Origin of the sequence: Marinobacterium sp. BA1 (assembly GCF_041155135.1) — a bacterium.
Taxonomy (GTDB): Bacteria; Pseudomonadota; Gammaproteobacteria; order Pseudomonadales; family Balneatricaceae; genus Marinobacterium; species Marinobacterium iners.
In genome coordinates this window covers 579,804-593,201 of sequence record NZ_BAAFHC010000001.1, presented here as the reverse complement: position 1 = coordinate 593,201, position 13,398 = coordinate 579,804, and the positions used below count along the sequence as shown (strand labels likewise).

The following is a 13,398-nucleotide window of genomic DNA, read 5'->3' as shown; positions in this document are numbered from 1 at the left end:
GTTGATAATCTGAGACACTAAACACAGGCAGTTCCCCCTGTATACTGTAGATAAAAGCTGAACATCAGACTCACGACCGGGGTCTGGGACTGATTCAAGTCAGAATGGATTGAACTGATATGAACCTCGATGAACTTCTGGTACTGGTAATTGAGCCCTCACGACTTCAACGGCATATCATCATCGACATGCTCAAAGACGTCGGGCTACGTGAGATTGAGCCATTTGAAGAGGCCGGTCCCGCGCTTGAGCGGATGCAACATGTAGTGCCGGATATCGTTGTCTCTTCCATGCATCTGCCGGACATGACCGGCACTGAGCTGGTAACCCGCATGCGTGCCAGCGCCGAGCTGACCGACGTGACCTTCCTGTTGATCTCTTCGGAAACCCACTACCGCTATCTGGAGCCGATTCGCCAAGCCGGCTCCATCGCCATCCTGCCGAAGCCGTTTCGGCGTGAAGAACTGGAAGTCGCCCTGCGCAACACCATGCACTATATACGCGATACTCAGGAAACCGAACCGCTGGATAATGATGAGCTGGAAGACATGCAGGTGCTGGTGGTGGATGACAGTGTCATGTCACGCAAGTTTGTCCGCCGCAGCATGAACGCCATCGGGATCAATAATGTCATTGAAGCCAAAGATGGGGCCGAAGCACTGCAGATAATGAAACAGCAGCGCTTTGATTTGGTGATCTCTGACTACAACATGCCGAATATTGATGGTCTGGAGCTGGTAGAGCATATTCGCCACTACAGCGATCAGCCGACTGTTCCGGTGATGATGATCACCTCTGAGCAGAATCAAAGCCGTTTGGCTGCTGTTCAGAGTGCCGGGGTTTCTGCCATTTGCAACAAACCGCTCAACTACGACATGCTCAAGCAGCTGGTGCGTCAGCTGGTAGCGGTGAACTGATCTTTAAAGATCAGTTCACCGTTTTCTCTTCCGTATCCCGCAACAACTGCTCAGGGTTAAAGCCCATGATCAGTGCCCCCCAGTGCTGACCATTAAGGTAGATCGGAATCGACAAATCATTCAGCACCTCACCGGTATCACGTACAAAGGTCTGCAGCAGGAACGGTGAAGTGTGAGAAGCCCGGCGCTTCTCGGCACGATTGCCATTGAAAATGCGCCGATTGCGGCTTTGCAGGTTATCAACCTCAAAATTCCCGGTTAGAGGCTTCGAAACCTTGGAGTGGTGTGCCGGCGCATAACCATTCTTGTCCACCGTAATGGCATAGATAAACTCGGGTCGCTCGGTGATAAAACGGTCAAACAAAGGCTGCAGCGCCTGCTCAAAGCGGTTGGTGTAGCTGCAGTCGAACTTCTCAGGCTTCTGCCCCTTGTTGGTACAGCGGTAGTTGTGATCGAACAGATTCACGCCTTCGGCCTGCAGCCTCTGCATCGCGTCAACGGTTTCCTGTGCCCAGTGCTTGCCGGTCTGAATCATGCGCTCAAAACCACCATAGCCGATAATGAAACGTGACAGCAGCTCCTGGGTTTCTTCCGTCGAGATTTCCAGCTCTTCAGAATAGGTGCGCGATTGCGCCATTTCATCACGGATGCCACCGGACAGCTCGGTAATCTCACGCACATGACTATGCGATTCCCGGTTGGTGTGTGACAGTTCATCAATGGCGGCACTGATACCGGTCAGCTGTGCGTTAACCTCTTCGAAGTCATGTACCATGCGGGCAAATTGTTCATTGGTACTGACAATGAACTGATCCGTGTTCTCGACGTACTCCAGAATATTGTGGGCACTGCTGCGAGTGCTCTCGACCAGACCCGCCATTTCACTGATGTTTTTGTCAATCTGCTGGGTAGCGGCACTGACCTTCTGTGAAAGGTTGCGCACCTCATCTGCCACGACAGCAAAACCACGCCCCGCCTCGCCCGCACGGGCGGCCTCAATGGATGCGTTCAAGGCCAGCAGGTTGGTCTGATCGGAAAAGTCCTTCACCATGGACAGAATACTGGTGATATTGCCAGAATTCTCGCTGAGCTTGTCCACCGTTTGCTGGAACCCAACCGCCAGATCGCACACCGCCTTGACCTGCTCCTGAACCCGTTTGAGCTCTTCGCTGGAGCCATGCACTTCCTGCATGTTGCTGTTGTTCTGTTCACTGATGGTGAGTGTGCTCTGGGCGATCTCGTCAATCGCCTGGGTCGACTCCTGACTGGACTGAAATACCAGCTGGGCCTGTCCCTCCTGACGCTCCGCCGAAGCATGCGCCTGAATCACCACCTTCTGCAGTCGCGTTGCGCAGAGCGCTACGCTCACTGAGCGGCGCTGACTCTCGGCGATCATCCGTTTAAGACTGGCCGAAAACTCGTTGTAGGCCGCCGCCATTTCGGAAATTTCATCATGGGTGTATTCCGGCAAGGTGGCTGAAATATCACCATCTTCCTCCTTGATTGCACGCAGCACCGACGTAATTTCACGAATCGGGCGCAGAAACAGATGGCGCATGAAAAAGATGGTGAAGATGCCCGCCAGCAGCGCCAGCGTTACAGTGGTACCGGTCGCAAACATCAAGGCAATAAGACTGCTTTCGATCGCGCCAAGCTGGGTTTCATTCAGATCGAGGCTGTGCAGCAGCTGGCGCAGCTCGGCAGCGTAATAGATGCCAACCAGAATCAGAACCAGATGGGGTAACAGCAGGAAGATGACATTGCCCACAATTTTTTTGGTCAATGTATTGAAAGCGGCCTTCTCAATAGCTGTATAGAGACTCATCAGACACTCTTTCTTATCGTTATAGGCACAGGGGATGGCTCGCTTTGCGGCCTCCTGCGACGAAGTGACCTATTTTGGCCACAGATACAAGCGAGGTGCCATCCTCCTTAGGTATCAAGACTACCAGTTCAAACAGACAGTATATTGAGCCAACTCAGCTCTTAATTGAATGTGTGCGGGGCAATGATGCGCCAGCAGAGCATGAAAACGCGGACCATGGTTCATCTGTTGCAGGTGACACAACTCATGCAGAATGACGTAATCCTGAAGCCTGGGCTCTAGCTGCAACAAACGCCAGTTCAGACCAATTTCACCTTTTGAGGAGCACTGTCCCCAGCGTGCTCGCCAGCTGCCGATGCTAATGCTCGCCGGTATCAATCCGGTTATCTGGGCCAATTCCTGACAGCGCGGGATCAAACGCGCTTCAGCCTCGACCCGAAACCACTGCTGCAGCAGAGCTCGCACGGCCTCACGCTCTTCACGGCGCACCCGAGCCGAGAGGGTCAGTTTTAATTGTTCCGGCAGCTGACGCACATCGTTTCGGGCGGCTCTCTGCCACTCCAGTGCCAACCAGCGTCCATCCAACATGACGCGACCACCCTGATTAATCTGGATCTGATACCGGCTGAGTTGCTCCCGCTGATGACTCAAGTGACGGTTGATCCAGTCATTGCGACTGAGTACAAATCGATCAATTTCATCTCGACTGACACCGGCTGGAGCACGCACCTGAATTTCGGCATCACGGATGCGAATGCCCAGGGTTTTACGCTTGCGGCTGCGGATCAGCTGGTAAGCGTGTGTCATCACCGCTCCCGCGCTGCGCGCAGCAACTGATCAACCAGCGGCAACATTTGTTGGCGCAGCTGTTGATCGCTGTCACGAGCATAGCGCTGCCGTTCGTCCAGCCTGGCCAGTTGCTCCAGCCTGCCCTGTTGCTCTGGCCATTGAGTAGCCAGAACCCGGAGCCAGCCTGTCAGGGACTGAAAGGGCTGACGCGGTTCAAACTGCTGCCCCAGCACGGCCTGTAACCGTTGCAACTTGCGTTCGAAGGGATCCCTGCGACCCGCTCGGAGGCGTTGACGCAATTGCCAGCCCATAACGGCTGCCACAACGGCGGTAGCCGGCAGCATCAGAGCCAGAATCATGCGCCAGTAGTCCAATCCACCCAACCAGTCCTTGAGCAGATCCGTTTGCTGACTCTGGTAGTTCAATACCCATCGATGCCAGGCAAAATTGAAGGCTTCGTAGCGTTGCTGCAGCTGGCGAGCCCACTCAGCCTGCAGCCTGAAACCACGCCCGCCGCTGAATGCGGTATCACCCCGCTGCTGAAAATACTGTACCGCGGAGGATTCGATTCGCTCCGGTGCCACGGCTGCAGTCGGGTCAAGCCGTATCCACCCCTGCCCTTCCAGCCACACCTCGGTCCAGGCATGGGCATCGTACTGGCGCAGTTGCAGGTAGTTCTCGTAAGGGTTCCACTCCCCACCCTGATAACCGGTGACCACCCGAGCCGGAATCCCGGCTGAGCGCAGCAGAAAGACACTGGCACCAGCAAAGTGCTCACAATAACCACGACGCGTCTGAAACAGGAACTGATCGATACCGTCACGCCCCAACACCCCGGGTGCCAAGGTGTACTCAAATTCACGGTTGAAATAATTCATCAATTGACGAATAAACAGCTCAGGCTCGCCATTGCTGTCCTGCTGCCATTGTCTTGCCAGCTCCCGGCTGCGATCATTACCCACTTGCGGCAACTGCAGATAGTGTTGTTGCTCCTGCTGTGTCAGCAGAGGCTGGAGCCGATAATCCTGCACCGATTCAAGCCGATACTGAGTACGCCGCTCCAATGGAGCATTGCTCACCAGTGTTTTGAACGGCGTCATCCGCTGCCCCTGTGCCTGAGCCTGAGCCTGAGCCATCGGCAAGTCCAACGCCATAAGCCAGGGCATGCCACTGGGCTCCAGCACGATTTCATACCCCTGCGGCTCAGCCTCCGTAATCAGTTTTTCCTCTCGCAATTGCTTGCGCTGATCCAGCGAAGCCTGACGCCAGCTTCGGCCATCAAATTGGCCCAGTACCAGCGCTCGCCAGTAACGCTGAGCTGGAGCAGGTGGTTGATTGCCATCAAAACTCACCCTGAACGCCAGCGCATCTGACAGCGCCAAGTCACTCACATCACCAGGGCTCATACTGTCTGACAAGCCGGTGGTGGCACGCGGAGAGCTGATCTCCACTGACCAGAAAGGCTCCAGTCGCGGAAACAGCAGGAACAGTACCAACATCAGTGGCAGTGCCGGCAGCAGCAACCCAAAGGCACGCTTGAAGGGTGGCAGCCATTCCGTGCGTTCCGGTCGTTGGTGAATGGCACACAGGGCAGCCAGCAACAGCCAGACCACCAGCAATACGTACGCGGCGACCCAGACACTTTCATGAAACAGAAACGCCGTCGCCAGTACAAACAAGGCCACAAACAGCAAAATCAGCGCATCACGGCGATGATAGATCTCGATCAGTTTAAGTGCCAGTCCCAAAACCAGCAGTGCGACCATCGCTTCAGGACCCGCATTGCCACCAAAGCTGATAATCAGGCCAACGGTGCTGGCGGCGATCAGTGCCAGCTTGATCAGCCAGTGAGGAAAGGGCCAGCGGCCGGTATGGATCATCAGTCGTGCACCCACCATGGCCAGAGCCAACAGGGTGGTCCAGATTGGCAACCAGTTCAGATGGGGCAGCAGCACAGCAACAAAGGTCACGAGCTGCAGGATCACCGCACTTCGACTTATCTGGACGTGCCTCATACTCGACCTCCACGACCATACAGCGCAAGTCGCTTCAAAGCTTCATAGCGATGATTGTCACCCTGCTCGGGGAGCAGCTCCAGGGCTCCCAGCCTGAGTCCGAAGCGCTGCTCTCGTCTGGACAGTTCCAGCACCCAGTAGGTCAAGCGCGACAGACGCTGCTCAAGATTTCCTGGACAGGCCTCAAGGTCCAGCCAGATATCCGGGCTCTGCTGACTTCCAAACTGCTTGGCCTGAAGACCCAGCCCGCGGGCATAGCTTTTCCAGTCAATCTGACGCAGCGACATCCCTGGCTGAAACTGTTCAAGACCTGTGAAATCATCTGTGCCATCCCGCTTTTGCAAGCCGGTTTCACCCGACTGGCCGCCGCCATCAGGAGCCGGAAGCTCTCCCCCAAGAGGCTTGGGATAAACCAGTGCCTGCAGCTCCAGGCTGACCCAGGTCCAGGCTCTGAACAATCCCAGCGGAAAACAGGTTTCCAGCTTCAAGCCACCGGGATCCAACCAGCCTCGCTCAGGTGCAGCACAGAAAAGCTCCAGACGCTGACCTCTGTGTTCCAGATCAATCAAAAGAGGGCTGCCCTGCTCAAACTGCAATCGTATCTGCTCAGGCTGCCGCCCAGCCTGATGATCCAGTTCAAGCTCGAAACCGGCCTGCTCACCTGCAAAACAGCTGTTGCCACGAAGTGCCTGCAACTTTATGCCGGCCAGGTTGCTGTAAGTGTGCAGGCAGGAGACCAGAAATACCCCGGCTGCCAGAAAGGTGATGGCATAGATCAGGTTGTTTTCGTAGTTGACGCCCATTATCAACAACATAAGCAGCAGCAACATGAAACCGGCGCCGGCGCGGGTAGGCAGAATGAAAATGCGCTTTTGGGTCAGTGTCACACTGCGACTGCGCGGGTAGCGCTTCAGCGCCCAGCGTCGAACACGTCCCTGTAGCCGTGATCGCAGTGTGTCAACCAAGAACATCCACCTCCGCCATCAGCTCTGACACCAGCCGACGGCTTTCATGACCCGCCACATCCTCTGCTGCCCGCACGCGATGACCGACCACCGCTTCGAGTACCGCCTGAACATCTTCCGGCACCAGGTGATCTCGCCCATCCAGCCAGGCCCAGCAGCGCGCGCAGCGCAACAGAGCCAGCCCGCCGCGAGGTGAAACGCCATAACTGAAGCCGGGCGCATCACGGGTGTACTGCAACAGACGCTGCACGTAGTCAATCAAGCTGGAAGAGGCATGTACATCACGGCACGCTGCCTGAGCCAGTGACAATTCAGCTGGCGTCAAGCATTGTGGCAGTCCCCCCAAATGCTGGCGAGTATCCCCGCCCGTCAGCAGGCGCCGTTCAACATCCGGGGCTGGATAACCCAGGGCAATACGCATCAGAAACCGATCAAGCTGGGACTCGGGCAATGGAAAGGTGCCGTACTGGGTAGATGGATTCTGGGTCGCGATGACAAAAAAAGGCTCAGGCAGCGGATAACGTTCACCCTCAATACTGACCTGCCCCTCTTCCATCGCCTCCAGCAGTGCAGACTGGGTTTTGGGGGTGCTGCGGTTGATCTCGTCCGCCAGCAGAAGCTGGGTGAAAACCGGGCCAGGATGGAAGCGGAAACTGCCCTTGCCGGGTTCAAAAACACTCACACCGAGGATGTCGGCCGGCAGCATGTCGCTGGTGAACTGAATTCGCTTGTCGTCCAGCCCCAACACGCGCGCCAGGGCATGCGCCAGAGTGGTTTTGCCCATACCGGGCAGGTCTTCGATCAGCAAGTGCCCCTCTGCCAGCAGGCAAGTCAGTGCCAGGCGCAGCTGCTCATCCTTGCCCAACAACACCTGTCCCAGCGTGCTCAGTGCATTTTCCACCTTGTGTCGCAGTTGATCAGTCACAGTTATCTCCTCCCTGTCATAACCACAGTCTAACTGCAGAGCCTCCATTTGAACCAGCATAGCTCAGGAACGGATCTGCTCCAACAGTTGACGAGCACTCGCGATGGCGCCTTCGATGCCGCCACCAGCCACCCAGTCACCACAGACCAGTACACGGGCATCATCACTGCAGAATGATGACAGCACCGGCTGTCCGGCATGGGCATAAAGCCAGCGATGAATACGGTTCTGAACCGGTTTAGCCGGCTGCATGCACAACGCCGAAAACGCCTGTAACAATTCAGCCTGAACCCGCTCGGGCGTATCACCAACATGACGCCTGCTCCAGTCAGCTCTGGCCTCAACCGCCCAGGTTTCGCCACTGCGACCGGGCTTGCTGCCATCGCGCCAGACCCTTTGCAGCAAGGAATGCTCCCCCTCCAGCCATTCTACCTGTGCCAGCCGATCAGGTCTCTGCTCAAGCTGCAGCAATAATATCCAACAGGGTTCCATCTCCACTGTTCGAACGGCCCGCTGCAGCGCAGGCTCACACTCAAGCAGAGATACTGCCTGAGGGGCCGGTGTGGCGATTACGACTCTGTCGAATTGACCTTGAGCGGTACCAGTATCATCTTCCAGAACGTACCCCGCTTCATCCGAAAACCCGATCCGAGCAATACGGACACGGGTATTGAGCTCAATCCCGTTCAACAGGGCGCGGGTAAGACCACTGCTGCGTGGCTGGGCCATCCAAAGCTGTTTAGCCGCCTCAGGCTTCAGATTGAAATCCACAGCAATGGGTTGCCAGTGGGACAGGGGTGGCGTTGACGCTCCCGGCAACAGCGCCGCCAGCGCACTGCGTTGAGATGGGTTAAGCCCGGGCGCTCCCAGATCCATGCTCAGCTCACCCAACCTCGCGGCTGCCAGACGACCACCAGTACCCCGGCTTTTGTCAAAAACGTTTACCTGCGCTCCAAAGCGATGCAGTCCTTCAGCTACCAGCGCACCAGCAAGCCCCGCACCTATAATTGCCACCCGTTCTCCCCGCTTCACCGACCAATGCTCCTTGATGTTCTACAAAATTTTTCATACTACGCCATTTTGGTCGCTTGAGATCATGCCTGAAGGCCGCTGCGGGTTGCACCTGCTCTGCCGGGCCGTTAGCATGTTGCCCCAAACCAACCGGGAGCCCTGCCAAGCTGCCCTGTTTTCGGCTCGCTGAGCCCTGTGTCATCACTGGCAGGGGTTGATCGACCGGGAGCCTGTGCATCGACGCATCTCCGCATCACCAGGAGAGACCCTGATGCAGATCGCTGACAAATCCGTTGTATCCATCCACTACACTCTGACCAATGCAGAAGGCAACGTGCTGGACAGCTCCAATGGCCAAGAGCCACTTGCCTACCTGCACGGCGCCAGCAACATCATCCCGGGACTGGAAAATGCCCTGCTCGGCAAGGCCGTGGGTGACAGCCTGCAGGTAACCGTTGAGCCTGACGAAGGCTATGGTCCTATGCGCGAAGAGCTGGTTCAGGACGTTGATCGCAGCGCCTTTGCCGGTATCGATGATGTACAGGTGGGCATGCAGTTCATGGCTCAGACCCCTTGGGGTGAACAGCCCGTGACTGTGGTTAAGGTTGAAGGCGAGAACATCACGCTGGATGGCAACCACCCGCTGGCAGGCCAGACGTTGAGCTTTGACGTAGAAGTTGTTGAAGTACGTGAAGCATCTGAAGAAGAACTTGAGCACGGTCACGTTCACGGTGCCGGTGGACACCAGCACTGAGTTCGGAGCTCAGCACTGATCAGGATGCCCGGCCATGCCGGGCATTTTTGTTTTCAACGATCGTCAGATGTTGCTTCAATCTTGTGAATACTCAAATCCGCGCCATTGAACTCTTCCTCAGCAGTCAAACGCAGACCCACCAATGATTTGATGGCACCATAGACCACCAGACCACCCAGCACTGCAATCACAACCCCAAGCAGAGATCCAAGCAGCTGTGAAACCAGGCTGACACCGCCCAGCCCACCCAGTGCTTCACTGCCAAAGATACCGGCGGCAACGCCTCCCCAGACACCACACAAGCCGTGCAACGGCCACACCCCCAGCACGTCATCGATCTTCCAGCGGTTCTGTATCAGTGTAAACGTCCACACAAACAGCGCACCGGCCACACTACCGACCACCAGAGAGCCCAGTGGGTGCATCAGATCAGATCCGGCACAGACAGCCACCAGACCCGCCAGCGGGCCATTATGAATGAAGCCCGGGTCATTGCGCCCCGCAATTAGCGCACTCACGATACCGCCAACCATCGCCATCAGACTGTTCATTGCCACCAGACCGGACACACCATCCAGCGTCTGAGCCGACATGACGTTGAAACCGAACCAGCCAATACACAGAATCCAGGCACCCAGTGCCAGAAACGGAATATTCGACGGCGGGAATGCAACCAGCCGGCCCCCCTTGTAGCGACCATGACGTATGCCCAGCAACAGTACTGCAACCAGTGCCAACCACCCACCAACACCGTGCACCACAACAGAGCCGGCAAAATCATGGAACGGTGCCCCGAAGCGCTCCTCCAGCCAGGCCTGAACACCAAAATTACCATTCCAGGCAATACCCTCGAACAACGGATATACCAGCCCAACGACCAGAGTTGAGGCTATCAAGAACGGCCAGAAGCGACCCCGCTCGGCAATTCCACCCGAGATAATGGCAGGAATCGCAGCGGCAAAGGTCATTAAAAAGAAAAACTTTACCAGCTCATAGCCGCTGTCGCGGGATAGCACGGCAGCACTGTCATAGAACGTGATTCCGTAGGCCAGCCAATAGCCTACGAACAGGTATGCCAGCGCTGAAAAGCCAAAATCACTCATGATCTTGGCCAGTGCATTGACCTGGTTCTTGCGACGTACCGTTCCCACTTCAAGAAATGCAAAGCCGGCATGCATGGCAAATACCAAAACGGCGCCCAACAGGATAAACAGAGTATTGGCACTCTGCGACAGCTGCGAGATTGCACTGCTGATGGATTCCACTCGATCCCCTCCGTCTGTTGACGGGTGCACCATCAAGAGGCAACTGCACCGCAATACAGCACCGCTTGAATCAACACCCGAAGTAAGTTGAATGGCTCAGACGGCGTGGTGACTGGGCTTACGCACCAATGTGTACAATTTGCACCAGCGCCGTGCAGAGCATTGGTGCAAAATCAAGCAGTTTTTGTGCCAGTTCAGTGCAGTCGGGCGATAAAAGCCCCGTGGCAGTGCATCAGCGACGATGACGAATTTCAAAGCAACTGTGAATTCTGGCGTTGCGCTTGAAGTCCGGGTCCAGTGTTTGGGCCGTAATATCCCGGATTTCAAAGTCCGCCAGCGCCTCACGATCGATACTGAAACGGCGGTAGTTATTGGAGAAAATCAGCAGACCATCATCACGCAGCAGCTGCATCGCACCCTTGATCAGCTGCACGTGGTCTCTCTGCACATCCAGCACATCATCCATCCGCTTCGAATTGGAAAAAGTGGGCGGATCCATAAAGATCAAATCATAGCGATTCTGGTGCGGTTGCTGCAGCCACTGCAAGCAGTCCGAGCGGATCAGCTGATGTTGCGCCTTCGGCAGGCCATTCAGCTCCAGGTTGCGCCGAGCCCAGTCCAGATAGGTCTGAGACAGGTCCACACTGGTGGTACTGCGTGCCCCACCCACACCGGCATGTACGCTGGCACTGGCGGTGTAGCAGAACAGATTCAGCATATCCTTGCCCGCCGCCAACTGCTGTACTTTGAGCCGAGCCGGGCGATGGTCAAGAAACAGACCGGTATCGAGATAATCGTGCAAATTAACCTGCAGCTTGCAGCCATGCTCAATGACTGTCATGAAATGGCCGGTCTGGTCCTGGCGCTCATATTGCTGCTGGCCCTGCTGACGCTTGCGTTGCTTCAGAACCACCCGCTCCGGCGGCAGTTCAAGCACCTGCGGAACGGCAAGCATCACATCCTGAAGTCGCGAGAACGCCTTGACCGGATCAATGGACGCAGGTGGTGCATATTCCTGAACCACCGCGTGGTCTGGATAGATATCCACGGCGACGGCATATTCGGGCATGTCAGCGTCATAGGCACGGTAGCAGCTGATCGACTCTCGCTTCACCCACCGGGACAGCTGTTTCAGATTCTTTTTCAGGCGGTTGGCAAACATCTGCGCCTGTTCGGACAAAGCAACGGTCTCACTGCCCTGTTCCAGCCGCTGCCGGGCTTCCTCACGCTGCTCTTCCGATTGCTCATGTACGGTAAACAGCAGCAGTTTGCTGTCGATGGTGCCGTTGAACAGCCGGTATTGTTTCTCCGCCCGTAGCTTCATCACCTTGCACAGGTCAGGGTTGCCGGTAAATACAGCAGCCTGCCAGTTGGCAAAGTCCTGTTTCAGTCGCTCGCCCAACAAACGGTACAGGAACATCAGCTCCTGGGTTTCGCCGAGGCGCTCACCATAGGGTGGATTGGTAATCAGCAGGCCTTTGGCGCCTCCCTCTGGCCTCTGTAACTGATTCAGTGGCCGGCGTTCAAATCGGATCAGTTCAGCGACACCGGCACGGCGGGCGTTTTCTTCAGCCCGTGACAGCACACTGGCATCGGCATCAAAACCATAGAACTGCGCCTGTACCTTTGACAGACCGGTTTCACGACGCTGGCGGGCTTCTTCAACCAGCTGCTGCCAAAGACGGGAATCATGCCCCGGCCAGCGACTGAAACCAAATGTCTGTCGAAACAGGCCAGGCGCGATATCGGCGCTCATCAGTACCGCTTCCGTCAGCAAAGTACCTGAGCCGCACATGGGATCAAGTAGCGTATCAAAGCCAGCGGCGGGCCAGCCCGCCCGAATCAACACGGCAGCGGCCAGGTTCTCTTTCATCGGTGCCGCACCGGCTTTGAGGCGGTAGCCGCGCCGGTGCAGGCTGTCTCCAGACAGATCAAGTGCCACCGTAGCCCGGTTACGCTGCAGGTGAACATTGATGCGCAGATCGGGTTGGTTGCGCTCTACACTCGGACGCTGTCCAGTTGCAGAGCGAATCTGATCCACAATGGCATCCTTGACTTTCAGTGCACCAAAGTGAGTGTTGTTGATCGCGTCAGAACGGCCATTAAAATCCACCGTCAGAGTGCCGGAGGGACGAAGATGCTCAAGCCAGTCCACGGTCTGTACCAGCTGATACAGTGCATCCGCGTCCGGCACCTCACCTTCTGCCAGCGGCATCAACACCCGGTTACCAAGCCGAGACCAGAGGCAGATGCGGTAAGCGGTTGCAAGTTCGGCCTCACAGGACACACCCGCGACGGTCTGACGTACTTCGGCAGCACCCAGCTGAGTCAGTTCGTCCTGTAACAGATTTTCCAGCCCCTTGGGACAGGTGATGAAAAGTTGCATTGTCTGGAATAGCTCCGACCTGGTCATGACGATGTTTTACTGTCTGCAGGTAACGACCTGTCATGAAAGTGAAAAATATTCATTCAAGCGCCGCAACTGCAGCAATTCGGATTAAGCACTTGATTTAATAACCGATGCTGCAATTGCGCTCGGATAAATTTTATTACAACACTGTAACAACATAGTTTATTTAAATCGCCACGGCCTGTTTTTTCAGATATCAATAGGGGTGTGACGTCACGACAGAAAACCGTAAAGCGCATCCCCGTTCCATGCAGTTACCTTAACGTCGGGGACAGTATAATCAGAATATGTGAGGCGCAAAGTATGAAGAAACAGAAACGGGATCGTACCTCTACTCTGTTTAATCGTGGATTCATGGCTGGCATCAACGGGCGTTCCCGTGAGGAATGCCCAGTCCAGACAGTTGAGCTGCGCAGTCACTGGATGAGTGGCTGGCGCGAAGGACGTGAGGCGCACTGGAGTGGAATGTCCGGCGTTTCTGCTATCCAACACAACCCTTCAATGCACTGACGGTGCAACTCA

Annotated in this window: 11 protein-coding genes; 3 read left to right on the top strand and 8 right to left on the bottom strand. The window is 55.9% G+C overall.

The annotated features are described in order from the left end of the window. Positions 1 to 119: 119 nt before the first annotated feature. Positions 120 to 917, top strand: a complete 798-nt coding sequence (locus ACAM29_RS02965) for a response regulator (RefSeq protein WP_091823722.1) — start codon at positions 120 to 122, stop codon at positions 915 to 917. A gap of 10 nt (positions 918 to 927) precedes the next feature. Here ACAM29_RS02965 and ACAM29_RS02960 read toward each other — a convergent pair whose 3' ends face one another. The 6 genes from ACAM29_RS02960 to ACAM29_RS02935 all read right to left on the bottom strand — a co-directional run bounded on the left by ACAM29_RS02960 (position 928) and on the right by ACAM29_RS02935 (position 8,450). Beyond that, positions 928 to 2,742, bottom strand: a complete 1,815-nt coding sequence (locus ACAM29_RS02960; RefSeq protein WP_091823724.1) for a methyl-accepting chemotaxis protein — start codon at positions 2,740 to 2,742, stop codon at positions 928 to 930. A 120-nt stretch (positions 2,743 to 2,862) separates the two neighbouring features. Beyond that, complete coding sequence (locus ACAM29_RS02955) at positions 2,863 to 3,549, bottom strand: M48 family metallopeptidase (protein WP_369623155.1); 687 nt, start codon at positions 3,547 to 3,549, stop codon at positions 2,863 to 2,865. After that, the gene (locus ACAM29_RS02950; protein WP_369623154.1) at positions 3,549 to 5,546 is read right to left on the bottom strand and encodes a transglutaminaseTgpA domain-containing protein; all 1,998 of its coding nucleotides are present in this window, start codon (positions 5,544 to 5,546) and stop codon (positions 3,549 to 3,551) included. Before ACAM29_RS02950 ends, ACAM29_RS02955 begins: the two co-directional genes overlap by 1 nt. Continuing rightward, positions 5,543 to 6,511 carry a DUF58 domain-containing protein gene (locus ACAM29_RS02945; protein ID WP_369623153.1) on the bottom strand — a complete coding sequence of 323 codons (969 nt, stop codon included), beginning with the start codon at positions 6,509 to 6,511 and terminating at the stop codon, positions 5,543 to 5,545. Before ACAM29_RS02945 ends, ACAM29_RS02950 begins: the two co-directional genes overlap by 4 nt. Then, a complete protein-coding gene (locus ACAM29_RS02940; protein ID WP_354405895.1) occupies positions 6,504 to 7,436 on the bottom strand; it encodes a MoxR family ATPase in 933 nt (310 codons plus the stop codon). The genes ACAM29_RS02945 and ACAM29_RS02940 overlap by 8 nt, the downstream gene beginning before the upstream one ends. Before the next feature lie 63 nt (positions 7,437 to 7,499). Then, positions 7,500 to 8,450: an NAD(P)/FAD-dependent oxidoreductase gene (locus ACAM29_RS02935; protein WP_369623152.1), complete on the bottom strand. Its 951-nt coding sequence runs from the start codon at positions 8,448 to 8,450 to the stop codon at positions 7,500 to 7,502. A gap of 268 nt (positions 8,451 to 8,718) precedes the next feature. On the opposite strand from ACAM29_RS02935, the gene ACAM29_RS02930 reads away from it, so the two are divergent. Further along, complete coding sequence (locus ACAM29_RS02930) at positions 8,719 to 9,201, top strand: peptidylprolyl isomerase (RefSeq protein WP_369623151.1); 483 nt, start codon at positions 8,719 to 8,721, stop codon at positions 9,199 to 9,201. A 53-nt stretch (positions 9,202 to 9,254) separates the two neighbouring features. Here ACAM29_RS02930 and ACAM29_RS02925 read toward each other — a convergent pair whose 3' ends face one another. Continuing rightward, on the bottom strand, positions 9,255 to 10,466 hold the full coding sequence (locus ACAM29_RS02925; protein ID WP_206834686.1) for an ammonium transporter: 1,212 nt from the start codon (positions 10,464 to 10,466) through the stop codon (positions 9,255 to 9,257). 232 nt (positions 10,467 to 10,698) lie between these two features. After that, on the bottom strand, positions 10,699 to 12,852 hold the full coding sequence (gene rlmKL, locus ACAM29_RS02920; protein ID WP_369623150.1) for a bifunctional 23S rRNA (guanine(2069)-N(7))-methyltransferase RlmK/23S rRNA (guanine(2445)-N(2))-methyltransferase RlmL: 2,154 nt from the start codon (positions 12,850 to 12,852) through the stop codon (positions 10,699 to 10,701). A gap of 327 nt (positions 12,853 to 13,179) precedes the next feature. On the opposite strand from rlmKL, the gene rmf reads away from it, so the two are divergent. Further along, on the top strand, positions 13,180 to 13,386 hold the full coding sequence (gene rmf, locus ACAM29_RS02915; protein WP_091823749.1) for a ribosome modulation factor: 207 nt from the start codon (positions 13,180 to 13,182) through the stop codon (positions 13,384 to 13,386). The last annotated feature ends 12 nt before the right edge of the window (positions 13,387 to 13,398 follow it).